Source organism: Sphingobium sp. RAC03 (genome assembly GCF_001713415.1).
Lineage (GTDB): Bacteria > Pseudomonadota > Alphaproteobacteria > Sphingomonadales > Sphingomonadaceae > Sphingobium.
This window is the reverse complement of the sequence record NZ_CP016456.1, coordinates 806,645-821,384: the sequence shown is the minus strand read 5'-3', so window position 1 is coordinate 821,384 and position 14,740 is coordinate 806,645. Positions and strand designations below refer to the sequence as shown.

Annotated in this window: 13 protein-coding genes; 6 read left to right on the top strand and 7 right to left on the bottom strand. The window is 63.0% G+C overall.

What is annotated here, in order from left to right:
- Positions 1-28: 28 nt before the first annotated feature.
- Positions 29-1,372, bottom strand: coding sequence for an alkaline phosphatase family protein (locus BSY17_RS08510; RefSeq protein WP_443019522.1), 1,344 nt, complete (start codon positions 1,370-1,372; stop codon positions 29-31).
- 198 nt (positions 1,373-1,570) lie between these two features.
- A complete protein-coding gene (locus tag BSY17_RS08505) occupies positions 1,571-3,877 on the bottom strand; it encodes a TonB-dependent receptor (protein ID WP_069065190.1) in 2,307 nt (768 codons plus the stop codon).
- A 258-nt stretch (positions 3,878-4,135) separates the two neighbouring features.
- On the opposite strand from BSY17_RS08505, the gene BSY17_RS08500 reads away from it, so the two are divergent.
- On the top strand, positions 4,136-4,573 hold the full coding sequence (locus BSY17_RS08500) for an acyl-CoA thioesterase (RefSeq protein ID WP_069065189.1): 438 nt from the start codon (positions 4,136-4,138) through the stop codon (positions 4,571-4,573).
- Between the two features lie 79 nt (positions 4,574-4,652).
- Here BSY17_RS08500 and BSY17_RS08495 read toward each other — a convergent pair whose 3' ends face one another.
- Entirely contained in the window at positions 4,653-5,048 is a 396-nt protein-coding gene (locus BSY17_RS08495; protein ID WP_037476277.1) for a DUF983 domain-containing protein, read from the bottom strand.
- A 94-nt stretch (positions 5,049-5,142) separates the two neighbouring features.
- Here BSY17_RS08495 and pabB point away from each other — a divergent pair, with 94 nt between their 5' ends.
- The 5 genes from pabB to msrA all read left to right on the top strand — a co-directional run bounded on the left by pabB (position 5,143) and on the right by msrA (position 9,607).
- Positions 5,143-6,318 (top strand): aminodeoxychorismate synthase component I, encoded by a 1,176-nt coding sequence (gene pabB, locus BSY17_RS08490; protein WP_069065188.1) that lies wholly within the window; start codon positions 5,143-5,145, stop codon positions 6,316-6,318.
- 47 nt (positions 6,319-6,365) lie between these two features.
- Positions 6,366-6,989, top strand: coding sequence for an aminotransferase class IV (locus BSY17_RS08485; RefSeq protein ID WP_069065187.1), 624 nt, complete (start codon positions 6,366-6,368; stop codon positions 6,987-6,989).
- A 186-nt stretch (positions 6,990-7,175) separates the two neighbouring features.
- Entirely contained in the window at positions 7,176-8,378 is a 1,203-nt protein-coding gene (locus BSY17_RS08480) for a pyridoxal phosphate-dependent aminotransferase (RefSeq protein ID WP_069065186.1), read from the top strand.
- A 418-nt stretch (positions 8,379-8,796) separates the two neighbouring features.
- Positions 8,797-8,949, top strand: a complete 153-nt coding sequence (locus tag BSY17_RS21540; protein ID WP_171899209.1) for a hypothetical protein — start codon at positions 8,797-8,799, stop codon at positions 8,947-8,949.
- Between the two features lie 10 nt (positions 8,950-8,959).
- The gene (msrA, locus tag BSY17_RS08475; RefSeq protein ID WP_443019501.1) at positions 8,960-9,607 is read left to right on the top strand and encodes a peptide-methionine (S)-S-oxide reductase MsrA; all 648 of its coding nucleotides are present in this window, start codon (positions 8,960-8,962) and stop codon (positions 9,605-9,607) included.
- Between the two features lie 33 nt (positions 9,608-9,640).
- Here the strand turns inward: msrA and BSY17_RS08470 are convergent, their stop codons facing one another.
- From BSY17_RS08470 to thrS, 4 genes are all read right to left on the bottom strand, one after another.
- Complete coding sequence (locus BSY17_RS08470; protein WP_237236548.1) at positions 9,641-10,996, bottom strand: TonB-dependent receptor domain-containing protein; 1,356 nt, start codon at positions 10,994-10,996, stop codon at positions 9,641-9,643.
- Positions 10,993-11,769 (bottom strand): TonB-dependent receptor plug domain-containing protein, encoded by a 777-nt coding sequence (locus BSY17_RS21870; RefSeq protein ID WP_237236464.1) that lies wholly within the window; start codon positions 11,767-11,769, stop codon positions 10,993-10,995. Before BSY17_RS21870 ends, BSY17_RS08470 begins: the two co-directional genes overlap by 4 nt.
- Positions 11,770-11,974: 205 nt before the next feature.
- Positions 11,975-12,508 (bottom strand): translation initiation factor IF-3, encoded by a 534-nt coding sequence (infC, locus tag BSY17_RS08465; RefSeq protein ID WP_037479690.1) that lies wholly within the window; start codon positions 12,506-12,508, stop codon positions 11,975-11,977.
- A gap of 129 nt (positions 12,509-12,637) precedes the next feature.
- Positions 12,638-14,626, bottom strand: coding sequence for a threonine--tRNA ligase (gene thrS / locus BSY17_RS08460; RefSeq protein WP_069065184.1), 1,989 nt, complete (start codon positions 14,624-14,626; stop codon positions 12,638-12,640).
- Positions 14,627-14,740: the final 114 nt, after the last annotated feature.

Here is a 14,740-nt window from a genome sequence, read left to right as displayed (position 1 = left end):
TTGCCGCGCCGCGAAACGCTGCGTTGCCTTATGGCTGGAGGTCGATTGCAGGCTTGTCGGCGTCGGGCAGCGATGCGCCCATGATGGTGGCCAGCGTCGGTGCGATGGCGCGCATGTCGATGGCGCCCAGATTCTTGCCGCGCGGCACGCCCTTGCCCATCAGGAGGAAGCTCGCCTGAAGATTGGCGGGACCGGGAAAATAGCCGTGCATGCCCTTGACCGAGCTATGCGCGCGCACCGGTGCGGTCGGGCCGCGATAGATGTCGGTGACGAAGCCGGGGGCGAGATTGATATAGAAGGTTGCTTGCGGATTGCCGCCGATCGCCGCGGTCTGCGCCTTGCCCGCGACCTGCGCGATGCCGTTGGCGGGATTGGCGGCGAGCTTGTCGAGCAACGCTTGCACCCGCGCCGTCAGCGCCGCATCGTCGGGCCGTGCCAGCATGATCGCGGCCGATCCGCCGGAAATCCAGGGCATGGCGAGCCAGGAGGCGACCTTGCCATCAGTGCCGACAGTGATCAGCCCGGCGTCGATGAAGGGGCGATAGAGGTTGATGGCGGTGTGCGTCGCTTCGAACCCATGGTCGCTGACGACGGCGATCACGGCGTCGGGATGCGCCTGCATCTCCGCCGCTACGAGATCGCCGACGATGGCGTCGATCTTTTCCAGCACGGCCTTGGCCGCCGGGCTGTCGGGGCCGCTTGCATGTTCCTCATGGTCGAGCGCGGCGAAATAGACGGTCAGGAATTGCGGCTTGTGCGTGGCGATGAGCGCGGTGGCGAATTTGCCCCGCAGTTGGTCGCCGGACAGGCTTTCGTCGATGCCCATCGCATAGGGCTGGCCGACCTTCGCTTCTAGTTCGGCCGAGAGGCCCGGCGTCGCCAGCGCGTCGAGCAATTTGGCGTCGTCGCCATGGCCGGTGTGCCAGATTTGCGGCAGGTTCCAGGTCACGCCCTTGGGCGCGACGCTGACCGGCCAATGGACATTGCCGGTGGACAGGCCCGCCTTGGTCGCGGCTTCCCACAAAGTCGGCACTTTGATGTCGGGGGCATACCAGTACCAGCCGCCCTGGTTGATCCCGGTCGGATCGAAACTGTTATTGGCGACTATGCCGTGGCGGGCGGGCGATACGCCGGTCATCAGCGTCGTGTGGCTGGGATAGGTCAGCGTCGGGGCGACGCCGGTGACGCCGGAGGCATGGGCGCCATCGGTCAGGAAGCGGCGCAGATTGGGGACGGCAAGACCGCGCTTCTGCGCCTCGATCACGTCGCCGGGCCGCAGCCCGTCGATCGAGATCAGCAGCACCGGCTCCGCCAGCGCCGGGCCGGGAAGGCAGGCGGCAAGGGCGGTGGCGAGGAGAAGCGCGGCTTTGATCATGGGAATTATTGTCCTTCTTGAACCCCTCCCCTTGAGGGGAGGGGTGATCCATATTGGCTCCTCCCCCTTTAGGGGGAGGCTGGGTGGGGGTGTACTGCCGCTTGCGTAGACGCTCGGCTTCGCCTCGCTCCCCCTCCCCCGACCCCTCCCCGCCGGGGAGGGGAGATAAGTCACAGCCTTCCCGCCTATATTACGTCAGAACCCGGCCTTCACCGTGGCGAAGAATTGCTGGGGGGCGCCGACCAGCAGGGTCTGGGCGTCGCCGCTATTGCCGAAGCCGCCCGACCCGATGGTGCCGACATAGCGTTTGTCGAACAGGTTGGTGGCGTTGAGCTGCAACTCGATCTTGTCAGTGAAGCGATAGCCGAGCGAGGCGTCGACGATCAGACGGCCGGGGACCGAGGCGTCGTTGGTGTAGCTGTAGAAGCGACGCGACATATAGTTGAGGCCGACGCGGAAGAAGCGCTTGTCGTCGTCATAGTTGAGTTCGCCGCGCGCCATATGTTTGGGGCTGTCGACCACGGTCTTGCCTTCGATCGCCGCGACCACCACGCCATTGCCGTTCACGACATCGTCGCGATAGGTGGCGTCGGTGTAGCTGTAGCTGGCATAGAGGCCAAAGCCGCCGCCCAGTTTCAGGTCGCCCGCCGCTTCGACGCCGATGGAGCGGACGCCGCCGACATTCTGGAGTGCCGAAGGGTTGCCTTGGATCGCCGATCCGACCTGCACCGCGAGCAGGCGGTTGCGGAAGTTGACGAGATAAGCACCCAGCGTACCGTTGAACATCGGCGTGTTGTAGCGCAGGCCGAGTTCATAGGTGTCCGACTCTTCGGGCTTCAGATCATCCTTGATCGCGTCGAAGCCGGCCTGGTTGGTCGAGAAGGGGCCGGTCGTGGTGGCGCTGGCAAAGGCGCGGGTCGACTGGCTGAAGCCGCCGAACACTTCGGCTTCGGGGCTGAGTTCGACGACGAAACCGGCCGTGGGCTGGAACCAGTCTTCGGCGCTGATCTTGCCTTGCGGGAAGGTCGCCTGCACGATGGCTTCGGCCTCGTTTGTGACCTTGAAGCCCTTCCAGCCGAGGTTGATCGTCACCATGCCAAGGTCGATCTTGTCCTGGACATGATATTGGAAAGTGTCGGTGGTGAAGTCGAATTCCCACTGGGTGAAGAAGGGATTTTTGGGATAGTCGCGGAACGACAGGCCCGGTTCGGCGCGGCTGGCAAAGGCATAAAAGCGGCGGGCCTGGTTGAACTTGTTATTTTCATACCATGCGCCGACGCTCAGATTTTGCGCACCGATGACGAAATCGACGCTGCCGAATGCGCCGATACGGTCCATGTCATATTCGGTGGTGCGCATCGACATCGGCACGCCATTGGGGCTGGCCACATAAGGCGTGCCCCACAGGCCCATGCCGCTATTATTGTGATAATAGCCCTTGAGCTTAAGATTGGCCTGCTCGCCGAGCGGGGTGGTGAAGCCGATCGCGCCCAGCCAGTCCTTGCGCAGGCCAGCCGCGTCATAATAGGCATCGTCGGCGCTGGTGACATTGCCGGGATAGGTCTGGCCGGTGGCGACGTTCGCGCCGCTATAGTCGAAGCGGCCGTCGGGGAAGGGCGATCCGCCGCTGTTGCTGATCAGATCGACGTCGTTCAGCCGGTCGGCATAGTCGATCGCGCGGGTGTAGTCGGGGAAAGTGTTGTCCCAGTCCCAGCCGAGGCGACGGATCATGCCCATCGACATGTCCTGATAATCCTGTTCGCGGCGATCCGAATAGCTCAGCCAACCGTCGATCTTGGCGTCGCCGATGGGAATGATGACCTTGGCATTGCCCATATGCTGGTCCTGAACGCCTTGGCCCTTATATTTGTCGGTCGAACCATAGCCGTAGGACACATAGCCGCGAATGCCGTCAGCGCTGCCGAGGTTGATGCGGCCAAAGGCGCGCATCGTGTCGTTGCTGCCATAGGTGAAATTGCCCTGCGCGCCGAAGCTGTCGGCCGGGTCCATCGAGAAGGTTTCGACGGTGCCGCCAAGATTGCCTGTCGCCTGCGTGCCCAGCGAACCCGCGCCCTGCGCCACGCGCACGCTGCCGATATTTTCGCTGCTGATCGCGCGGGCGATGTGCAGGCCGTTATGGTTGCCATAGCTCATGTCGCCGAGCGGGATGCCGTCGAAGGTGAAGCCGAGCTGATTCTGGTTGAAGCTACGGATGGTGACGCGCTGCGACCATTCATAATTGCCGAACGGGTCGGCCGACTGGAAGTTCACGCTGGGCAGCTTTTCGATCGCTTTCAGCGGATTGGTGCCGGGCGTCAGCACGACGATGTCGCGCGCCTTGATTTCCTGCACCTGGCGGGTTTCGCCACGGCCGAAGACGATGATCTCTTCGCCTTCCACGGCCGCCGCGGCGGCGGGGACGGCGAGCGAGGCCGTCTGGGCAAAGGCGGGTGTGCTGGCCAACATCGTGGAGGCGAGCAGCAGGGCTGTGGCAGGACGCATGTGAAAATTTCCCCCTTGGAAAAACCGGTAGCCGGCTTGGTCGGGGGCCGTAAGCGCGGCATGTTGCACCGCAATGAGCGGGCGTTGACATAACGGTGACGTAACGATGACGTTTTTGCGATGGGTCTGACGATCCACGCAAAAGCGGCACTTTCATTGTGTCATAAAGGTCGCACTGCGCCCAATTTCGCGGGCGCGATTGCATCATTGGCCAGCAGGGCTATGGCAAGTGCAACATTGTTAGAGGGAAATCAGGACATGGCCAAACCCGAATCCTGGCGGTTCACTCCAGAAGCCTATCGCTTCGTCACCAGCATCGACACCCGTTTTCAGGATCTCGATACGATGGGCCACATCAACAATGTGGCGATATCGGGTATTTTCGAAACCGCGCGTATCCGGTTCCATCATCATCTGGGCCGCCATCCGCAGGAGCAGGGCGTGCGCTGGCTGGTCGCGGCGGTGCAGTTGAACTTCATCGAGGAATCGCATTTCCCCTATCCGTTCGAAGTCCATTGCGCGATCGGCCATATCGGCCGGACCAGCTGGACGATCAGTTCGGCGGGTTTCCAGAAGGGCGTGTGCGTCGCGACCTGCGACACCACGGTCGTCACCCATGGGGCGGAAGGGCGTCGCGAGATCGATGAAACGCTGCGCGAGGCGATGGAGCGGAATTTCCTGCGCCAGCCGGACTGATTGGATTCCCGTTCGGTTCGAGCGTTTCTCGACTTCGCTCGAAACGAACGGAGGGGGCCGCTCCTAAAACGGTTGACCCCTACCGGAACCCGGCCATGCGTCGCGTCCATTGGAAGGCGATGACGCCGCCCTTGACCGGCTGGATCATCGCCACCGCCAGGAGGAAGGCCAGGGTCGGCCAGATCGCTGCCTGCCACCCCAGCGGAATGGCGAAGGCGCTGTTCACTTCGATCATCAGCGGCACCAATATATGGCCGAGCAACAGGATGACGATATAGGACGGAAAATCATCCGCCTGATGCAGATCCCAGCGCTGGCCGCATTGGGCGCAGGCGGGCACGGGTTTGAGGAAATGCGCGAACAAACGGCCCTCGCCACAGGCCGGGCAGCGGCCCCGCAGCGCCAAAGCGAGCGCTGGTCCAAACGGGCGCGCCGCCACGGCATCGGGGGCGGGATCGGGGAGGGGATCGGTCATGGCCGCATGGGGTAGGCCGTTCGTTGCGCTGCTGCAAGGACACTGCACCTTGGATCGGCCTTTCGCCGCGCGCAAAGCCTGTTAAGACACGCCCATGCGTCTTCCCGGCCCGACCGAAATCTTTGCCCTGTTCGATGATGCCCGCCCGCGCCACGCCGCGCCTGCGCGGCTCTATCGCGATCCCGTGTCGGTCATCGCTGCCCACCGGATGGAGGAGGTGCAGCCAGCGCTCGACCGCATCGCTGATGCGCGCGAGGCGGGGCTGCATGTTGCTGGCTATATGAGCTATGAAGCCGGGCTGGCGCTGGAGGAGCGGCTGGCGCCGATCGGCCGCCGTCACGACCAGCGGTCGGACGGGTCGCCGCTCTTGTGGTTCGGCCTGTTCGAAGGGGTGCGGCTGATCCCCCCCGGCACGCTGCCCGCGATGCTGCCCGATCCGGCCGGCGCGCAGGTCGGGCCGTTGCGGCCGATGATCGAGGAGGCGGACTATCGCGTCGCCTTCGACGCGGTGCAGGATTATATCCGCGCAGGCGACATCTATCAGGCGAACCTGACCTTCCCCTGCTATGTGCCGCTGACCGGCGATCCGATGGCGCTCTATGCCGCCGTTCGGCCGCGCGCGGCGGCGGGCTATGGCGGGGTGATCCGCACGGGCGACCATGCGCTGCTGTCCTTCTCGCCGGAGCTGTTCTTTACCCAGGTGCGGGGCCAATTGACCGCCCGGCCGATGAAGGGGACGGCGGTGCGCGATGCCGATCCGCAGCGGGATGCGGACCTTGCGCGCTGGCTGGCCGCCGACCCAAAGCAGCGGGCCGAAAATCTGATGATCGTCGACCTGCTGCGTAACGACCTGTCGCGGGTGTCGCGCGCAGGCAGCGTGATCGTGCCCGACCTGTTCAAGGTCGAGAGCTTCCCGACCGTGCATCAACTGGTGTCGACCGTGCGCGCGCGCATCCTGCCCGGCCTGTCGCCGGTCGATGTGCTGCGCATCCTTTTTCCCTGCGGGTCGATCACCGGCGCGCCCAAGGTGCGGGCGATGGAGATCATCGATGCGGTCGAACCTCATGCGCGCGGCGTCTATACCGGCACGATGGGCTGGATCGACCCGGAGGGCGACGCGGCCTTCAATGTGTCGATCCGCACTTTATGCGTCGCGGAAGGCAGCGGTGTCGGTCGGCTGGGCCTTGGTTCGGGCGTCGTCGCGGATTCGCAGGTGGATTCGGAATGGGCCGAATGCCTGGCCAAGGGGCGCTTTCTTGCCCCGGTTTGATGTCTCCAGCTTGACTCTGGCACCGGCAAGGGCTTGGAATAACGGCAATGTCACTGGCTGATCGACGCTTCGACCTCATTGAAACCATGGCCTTCGACCCGCTCGACGGGATCAGGTTGCTGGAACTGCATCTGACGCGGCTCAAGGCGAGCGCCGATGCGTTCGGCTTCGCCTTCGATCGCCATGCCGTCCGCAACGAATTGCAGGCCGCGACCTTCCGCCTGCGCGATCGCAGCCGGGTGCGGTTGATGGCATCGCGCAGCGGTGCGGTGGCGATCGAGGTGCGCGACCATATCGGCTGGCCCCAGGCGATCGTCCCGGTCAAGGTCGTGCCGCGCCATGCGCCCGCCGACGATTTGCGCCTGTTGCACAAGACCACCGACCGCAGCCTGTATCGCGACGCGCTCAAGCGCGGCGGCACCTATGAGGTCGCGCTGATCGACGCGAAAGGCTATCTGACCGAGGGCTGTTTTTCCTCGCTGTTCGTCGAGCGCGGCGACAAGCTGGTGACGCCGCCGCTGGCGCGCGGCTTGCTGCCGGGCATATTGCGCCAGAGCCTGATCGACATGGGCGAGGCGGTCGAGGGCGACCTGCGCGTGTCCGACCTGGAGCGCGGCTTTTTCATCGGCAATGCCGCGCGCGGCATGGTCGCGGCGACGCTGGCGCCATAGCCGGGCTTTCCTGCCGAATAGCCATTGTCCGCCATCTGGCCGGTTGCCCCTTTGCCCGTTGCGCACTAAGGGACGCGGCATCCGTCCTATGGGCGGATGAGGGGATTCTACTATTTTTTGTCGCGATTTCCAGGATGGCGGGCTGTGCCGAGCGCTTGGACGTCGCTTTGAAGAAAGAATATTGCCATGAGCCAGACTTCCGCCGCCTTGGGCCGTATCCAGCCGTCCGCCACGCTCGCCATGAGCGCCCGCGTGAACGCGCTCAAAGCCGAAGGCGTGGATGTCATTGGCCTGTCGGCGGGCGAGCCGGACTTTGATACGCCCGATTTCGTCAAGGAAGCGGGCATTGCCGCGATCCGCAACAACCAGACCCGCTATACCGACGTGGACGGCACCGCCGACGTCAAGGAAGCGGTGATGTTCAAGTTCAAGCGCGACAATGGGCTGGTCTACAAGCGCAGCCAGGTCACGGTAAACTCAGGCGGCAAGCATACGCTGTTCAACGCGCTGCTGGCGACGGTGGATGCGGGCGATGAAGTCATCATCCCGGCACCCTATTGGGTCAGCTATCCCGACATCGTGAATTTCGCGGGCGGCACGCCCGTCTTCATCGAAGGCCCGGCGAGCCAGGGCTATAAGATCACCGCCGCTCAGTTGGACGCCGCGATCACCCCGCGCACCAAATGGGTGATGCTCAATTCGCCGTCCAACCCCAGCGGCGCGGCCTATTCGGCGGAGGAATTGAAGGCGCTGGCCGACGTGCTGCTGCGTCATCCCCATGTGCTGGTCATGACCGACGATATGTATGAGCATGTCTGGTATGCATCGACGCCGTTCGCGACGATCGCGCAGGTCTGCCCGGAACTGTACGACCGCACGCTGACCGTGAATGGCTGCTCCAAGGCCTTCTCGATGACCGGCTGGCGCATCGGCTTTGCCGGTGGTCCCGAATGGATCATCAAGGCGATGGGCAAGTTGCAGTCGCAATCGACCAGCAACCCCTGTTCGATCAGCCAGGCTGCCGCTGTCGCCGCGCTGACCGGCCCGCAGGACTTTCTCGAAGAGCGCAACGCCGTATTCAAGAAGCGTCGCGACATGGTGGTAGCGATGCTGAACGATGCGCCGGGCCTTGATTGCCCGACGCCCGAAGGCGCTTTCTACGTCTATCCCGACGCCAGCGGCGTGATCGGCAAGATGACGCCCAAGGGCGTGCGGATCGACAATGACGAAGCGCTGATCGCCTATTTTCTGGACGAAGCGAAGGTTGCGGCCGTCCACGGTGCCGCCTTCGGCCTCTCGCCCGCCTTCCGCATCAGCTATGCGACCTCGGAAGATGTGCTGAAAAAGGCCTGCACGCGGATTCAGGAAGCCTGCGCCGCGCTGAAATAAGGGAAACCGCACCGGCCGCCCAAATGGGATCATTACGATATTCGATGATCCTGTAAAATTTCGTCATTCCCGCGCAGGCGGGAATCTATCTCCCACCTTATCGCCTTGATTTAAGGTTCGGAGATGGATGCCCGCCTGCGCGGGGATGACGTTAAAATGAGCACAGCGAGAATTTCGCGCAACGATGCTCAAAACAGAAACGGTCCTTTTCGACCCGTGCCGTCTTGTAGATGGCGCGACGGGCGCTATATCCCGGTTTCAGAAAGAAACTGATTAAGGTTATAATCTGCTCGTCGTTCTATCCCTTGCTTTGGTCGAAAGCTGTTAACGCGCCGCCGGTCATTCAGCAAAGGGCAAGACAAGCAGATGTAACCAAACGGCGCACCCAGCCGAAAGCAGAATAAGAAAGGCGCAGGCTATGTTGGCATTTTTGAAATCCGAATTGTTCCTGCGCTTTGCGGGCGGTTTTGCGATTGGTCTTGTTGGCATGGTCCTGTTGCAGCCCGACGAGCAGCCGATCCTGAGCACGTCCGCGATCGCGGCGACTGGTAGCCCCAGTGCGGCGCTCTAACCGCCTGATCTTGACCCTGTTGGCGGGCTTCGCGCTCGCCAGTCCTTTGCATGCCGAGCGCACGGTGCTCGCGCCGGTTGCCACGGTCGATGCCGCGCCCACGCGCGCGCTGGAGACGGCCGTGTTCGCGGGTGGGTGCTATTGGGGTGTCGAGGGCGTCTTTTCCCATGTGAAGGGCGTGCAACTCGTCAAATCGGGCTTTACGGGCGGGCCGAATAACCGCCGCGTGGACTATGAGATGGTCAGCGGCGGCAATACCGGATTCGCCGAAGCCGTGCGTGTCACCTACGATCCCAAGCAGGTGAGCTATGGCACGCTGCTGCGCGTCTTCTTTTCGGTGATCGCCGATCCCACCACGCTGAACCAGCAGGGGCCGGATCGCGGCACCCAATATCGCAGCGCGCTCTATCCGTTGAATGCCGAGCAGGGGAAGGCGGCGAATGCCTATCTCGCACAGCTGAGCAAGGCAGGCCTATGGCGCGATCCGATCGTGACCAAGGTGGAGCGGTTCACCGGCTTCCAGGACGCCGATAGCTATCACCAGGATTTCATGCGCAAGAACCCGCGCCACCCCTATATCCAGCGCTGGGACGCGCCCAAGCTGGCGGCGTTCAAGACGATGTTTCCGACCCTGTATCGGGACAAACCGTCCGCCTGAATGGGCGGCGCGGTTCGTCCTGACCATCGGCGCTTAGAAGTCCACCGTCGCCGACAGCCATAGCCGACGACCTTCCTGGTTGATCGCATAGGCCGACGTGAACACGTCAGCGCCGTCCCTGTCATAGGACAGATATTCGGCATAATCGGTGTCCAAGATGTTGTTGACGGTGGCCGCCAGGCGGAAGGCAGGCGTGATCTGATACGAGCCGCCGATATGAAACAGCTCATAGCCCCGGAAGTCGCCAACGCCCGCCCGGTCATCAGCGTCGTTGCGGAAACGGCTCGACCGGATTTCGGCGCGCGCCCAGACACTGGCCTTGTCCCCCAGTTTCCAGCGCAGATTGCCGTTCAGCATATGTTTGGGCATGCCGACCAGCGGTAGTCCTTCATTCGGCCCGCTCAACTGCTCGCTGTCGGTATAGGTGTAATTGAGCACCAGCGAGACGGCGGGCGAGAAAGTGAACCGGGTCGCGACCTCTGCACCGCGCGTCCGGGCCTTGTCGATATTGATCGACTGACTGAACTGTTCGATCGTCGGGAAATTGCCGACATCGACGCAACCTGGCCGATTGGGGGATGCGGCGAACTGGCAGTTGGGCACGAAGACGCCGGAGGTGATCCGGTCATTAAAGTCATTGTTGAAAAGGGTGACGTTGCCGCTGAAAAAGCCATGGCTGTCATAATAGAGGCCAGCTTCGTAGCTGGTGCTGGTTTCGGGACTCAGGCCTGGCGTACCAAGCAAAGGTAGCGTGCCCTGCCTGCCGAAGCCGATGATCCCCTCGGCAATCTGTTCGACGCGCGGCGTTTTGAAGCCGCGGCCGACGCCGCCCTTGAGCGTCACATTGTCGTTGATGTTCCACACCGCATAGGCGCGCGGTGACCATTTGCTGCCGAAGGTCGAATGATCGTCATAGCGCGCGCCGCCGGTGAGGTTGAAGCCGTAGACGATCGTCCAGGTGGCTTCGGCAAAGCCCGCCCATTGGGTGAAGGTGAAGGGTTCGGGCGCGACGCCCTCGACCATGCGGGCCTTCCAATATTGGCCGCCGACGGTGAAGGCGAGCGCGCCGACCTTACCCGCGAAACGCGAGTCGATGATGTCGTTGCGTGCTTCGAGCGTGCGGGGGCTGCCGGGCGTCGCGCCCGGCGTGCCGTTGGGGATGAGGCGGCCGATGGTTTCCGTGTCGTTGCGGGTCAGCGTGGTGTCGAACTGGCCGAAACCCAGCCGCCAGCTATGGGCGAGGACATAATTGCTGCGGTTGAACTGCTGTTCCGGGGCATAGCCGCCCGATCCCAGCCTCCCCAGCCGCCCTTCGCTATTGTCATAGCTCTGCTCGTTGCGATCATATTCGATCCACAGGTCATGGTCGGCATGGGGGGTGAAGGTCAGGCGACCGCCATAGGTGTAGATGTCCGAGACCGCACCGGATTGCGGCCCAGCGTCAGCGCCGGATCGCCGGGAATGGGAATGTCCGATCCCTCGCGGTGGAAGACGCTGCCACGCAGGGTCAGGCCGACGAGATTGTCGATCACCGGACCCTGGGCAAAGCCGTTGATCGACTGGATATTGCCGAAGCGATCGTCGCCCTGGATGGTGCTTTCGGCGGTGGCAGTGCCGACCCAGCGGTCCCCGACCTTGCGCGTGATGATATTGACGACGCCGCCCATCGCGTCCGACCCGTAGAGGGTGGACATTGGCCCGCGCACGACCTCGATCTGTTCGATCGCGGAGAAGGGCGGCAGGAAGCTGGTGGAGGTTTCACCGAACCCATTGGGGGTGACGCCGCCTGGCGCATTCTGGCGGCGGCCGTCGATCAGGACTAGCGTATAGTCGCTGGGCATGCCGCGAATCGAGATGTTGAGGCCGCCGGTCTTGCCCGCTTCGCCGCCGACATCGACGCCCTGCACATCCTGCAAGGCTTCGGCCAGGCTGCCGAACCGCTTTTCCTGTAGTTCCTCGCGGCCCAGCACGGTGATGCTGGCGGGGGCTTCGACGATGTCCTGCGCATAGCCGGCGGCGGTGACGACGATCGCGTTCGACTGGTCTTCCGCCTCTTCGGGGGCCTGGGCCATGGCCGTCCAAGGCGACAATCCGGCGACCAGCGCCAGCATGCTGATGCGCAGCCGGTTGGAAGGTGACGACAGTAAGGAACCCCGATTCATCAATTTCTCACCCCAGTTAATATTGCGAGTAAGTCGCAGTATATGGCGTGCCGATGACGGGCAGCGGTGCGATCGTCAAGTGGGGAGGTGCGCCAGACAGGCGCGGCAATACTTTGTTACAAACGGTGTTCCGCCAACGCGCAACCAAAAAGGGCGGCACCTTGCGGCACCGCCCTCTGTATCTTTCAAGCCCTGACGGACGCGCTTATTTCGGCGCGAGGACCATCAGCATCTGGCGGCCTTCCATGCGGGGATAGGCTTCGACCTTGGCGGTCTCGGCGACATTTTCCGCGACCCGCTGGAGCAGGGCCATGCCGAGCTGCTGGTGGCTGAGTTCGCGGCCGCGGAAGCGCAGGGTGATCTTCACCTTGTCGCCATCCTCGATGAAACCATGGACCTTCTTCATCTTCGTATCATAGTCATGATCGTCGATGTTCGGACGCATCTTGATCTCTTTGAGTTCCTGCGTCTTCTGGGTCTTGCGGGCGATATTCGCCTTTTTCTGGGCTTCGTATTTGAATTTGCCGATGTCCAGAAATTTGCAGACCGGCGGGTCTGCGGTCGGAGAGACTTCGACCAGGTCGAGGCCGACATCGGCCGCCTGTTCGATCGCTTCCTGCGTAAACATCACACCCAGATTCTCGCCTTCCCCGTCAATCACGCGGACTTTGGGGACCGTGATGAATTCATTGTAGCGAGGGCCGGATTTCGGCGGCGGCGCCAGTGGGCGGCGCATCATTGGGGGACGTATAGCAGTATCTCCTATGGTCGTTGCAAAAACGAGTGACTCTTAGCGGCTTTTTGGCAAAGCCGAAAGGGGCCCGTGGTCCTGCGTAAGCGGAATCACGAACCCTGTGGCATTGCTGCCTCAATACATATCGGGCGAGCGGACCTCATTTGCAAGGCGCGAAATCACCTCGTCGAGCGAAAGGAAGGTCTGGCCATCGCTGCCCAGGACGCGCAGCGCGACCTTGCCTTCCTCCGCCTCGCGGCGTCCTACGACCAGCAGATTGGGGACTTTGGCGAGGCTATGTTCGCGCACCTTGTAATTGATCTTCTCGTTGCGGGTGTCGGCTTCGGCGCGGATTCCCGCCGCGCGTAGCTTGGCCAGCACCTCGGCGGCATAGTCGTCCGCGTCCGACACGATGGTCGCGACCACGGCTTGCACGGGTGCCAGCCAGAGCGGGAAGCGACCGGCATAATGTTCGATCAGGATGCCGATGAAGCGTTCATAGCTGCCGAAGATCGCGCGGTGGAGCATGACGGGACGGTGCCGTGCGCCATCTTCGCCGACATAGGAAGCGTCGAGTCGTTCGGGCAGCACGCGGTCCGACTGGATCGTGCCCACCTGCCAGGTGCGGCCGATCGCGTCGGTCAGATGCCATTCCAGCTTGGGCGCATAGAAGGCGCCTTCGCCGGGCAATTCTTCCCAGCCATAGTCCGGCGTGTTCAGACCGGCGGCCGCCACCGCGTCGCGCAGTTCATTCTCGGCCTTGTCCCACATCTCCTCACTACCGAACCGCTTTTCGGGGCGCAGCGCCAGCTTGATCGAGTAGGTGAAGCCGAAATCCTTGTAGATGCGATCGGCCAGCGCACAGAAGGCGCGGACTTCCTCGACAATCTGGTCTTCGCGGCAGAAGATATGCGCGTCGTCCTGCGTGAACTGGCGGACGCGCATCAGGCCGTGGAGCGCGCCATGCGGCTCGTTGCGGTGGCAGCAGCCATTTTCGTAGAGGCGCATCGGCAGGTCGCGATAGCTTTTGATCCCCTGGCGGAAGATCAGCACATGCGCCGGGCAGTTCATGGGCTTGAGCGCCATCCAGTCGGCATCGTCGGACACCAGCGGGCCTTCATCCTCGACATTGGGCACTTCGTCGGGGATCACGAACATATTTTCGCGATATTTGCCCCAGTGGCCCGAAATCTCCCACTGGCGCGCGTCCATCACCTGCGGCGTCTTGACCTCGCGATAGCCGGCATCGTCGATCGCGCGGCGCATATAGGCTTCGAGCTGACGCCAGATGAGATAGCCTTTGGGGTGCCAGAAAACGCTGCCATGCGCTTCCTGCTGCAGGTGGAACAGGTCCATTTCCGCGCCCAGCTTGCGATGGTCGCGCTTGGCCGCTTCTTCGAGGCGCGTCAGATGCTCGGCCAACTGCTTCTTGTTGAGCCAGCCGGTGCCGGTGATGCGGCTGAGCATCGCATTCTTCTGATCGCCACGCCAATAGGCCCCCGACACGCGCGTCAGCTTGAACGCGTCCGGGTTCAGACGACCGGTGGACGCGAGATGCGGACCCCGGCACATATCGTACCAGCCATCACCCGAATGATAGACCGTCAGCGGCTCGTCGCCGGGCAGTTCGGCGGCCCACTCCGCCTTGAACGTCTCACCCGCAGCCTGCCATTGCGCGATCAGCGTTTCGCGGTCGATCTCCTTGCGGATCAACGGCTTGTCGGCGGCGATGATGCGGCGCATCTCCGCCTCGATCGCGGGCAGATCGTCGTCGGTGAAAGGGCCACGATCCGCGCTTGGCGCGAAGTCATAATAGAAGCCGTCGTCGGTCGACGGGCCAAAGGTGATCTGGGTTCCGGGGAACAAATGCTGGACCGCTTCGGCCAGGACATGGGCAAAGTCATGCCGCGCCAGTTCCAGCGCATCGGCCTCATCCTTGGCCGTCACCAGCGCGAGCGCTGCGTCCTGCTCCAGCGGGCGCATGATGTCGCGCAATTCGCCATCGACCCGCGCCGCGATCGCCGCTTTGGCGAGGCCCGGCCCGATCGCTGCCGCAATATCCGCCGGGGTAGTGCCGGGCGCGACTTCACGCACGGAACCGTCGGGCAGAGTGATTTTGAGCATGGCGGACACGGGATTTCCTTGAAATACGGGCTATGTCGCGGCCCGAAAAGCCGCGCCTTCCCCATAAATGGGCGGTTCGGCCTGTCAAGGGAAGGGGGTGGGGAATGCGCGGGC

What these genes read in the sequence shown, in the direction of transcription:
- BSY17_RS08505 (WP_069065190.1), bottom strand. Translation starts at nt 3,877, where the DNA reads ATGCGTCCTGCCACAGCCCTGCTGCTCGCCTCCACGATGTTGGCCAGC.
- BSY17_RS08500 (WP_069065189.1), top strand. Translation starts at nt 4,136, where the DNA reads ATGGCCAAACCCGAATCCTGGCGGTTCACTCCAGAAGCCTATCGCTTC.
- BSY17_RS08495 (WP_037476277.1), bottom strand. Translation starts at nt 5,048, where the DNA reads ATGACCGATCCCCTCCCCGATCCCGCCCCCGATGCCGTGGCGGCGCGC.
- pabB (WP_069065188.1), top strand. Translation starts at nt 5,143, where the DNA reads ATGCGTCTTCCCGGCCCGACCGAAATCTTTGCCCTGTTCGATGATGCC.
- BSY17_RS08485 (WP_069065187.1), top strand. Translation starts at nt 6,366, where the DNA reads ATGTCACTGGCTGATCGACGCTTCGACCTCATTGAAACCATGGCCTTC.
- BSY17_RS08480 (WP_069065186.1), top strand. Translation starts at nt 7,176, where the DNA reads ATGAGCCAGACTTCCGCCGCCTTGGGCCGTATCCAGCCGTCCGCCACG.
- BSY17_RS21540 (WP_171899209.1), top strand. Translation starts at nt 8,797, where the DNA reads ATGTTGGCATTTTTGAAATCCGAATTGTTCCTGCGCTTTGCGGGCGGT.
- BSY17_RS21870 (WP_237236464.1), bottom strand. Translation starts at nt 11,769, where the DNA reads ATGAATCGGGGTTCCTTACTGTCGTCACCTTCCAACCGGCTGCGCATC.
- infC (WP_037479690.1), bottom strand. Translation starts at nt 12,508, where the DNA reads ATGATGCGCCGCCCACTGGCGCCGCCGCCGAAATCCGGCCCTCGCTAC.
- thrS (WP_069065184.1), bottom strand. Translation starts at nt 14,626, where the DNA reads ATGCTCAAAATCACTCTGCCCGACGGTTCCGTGCGTGAAGTCGCGCCC.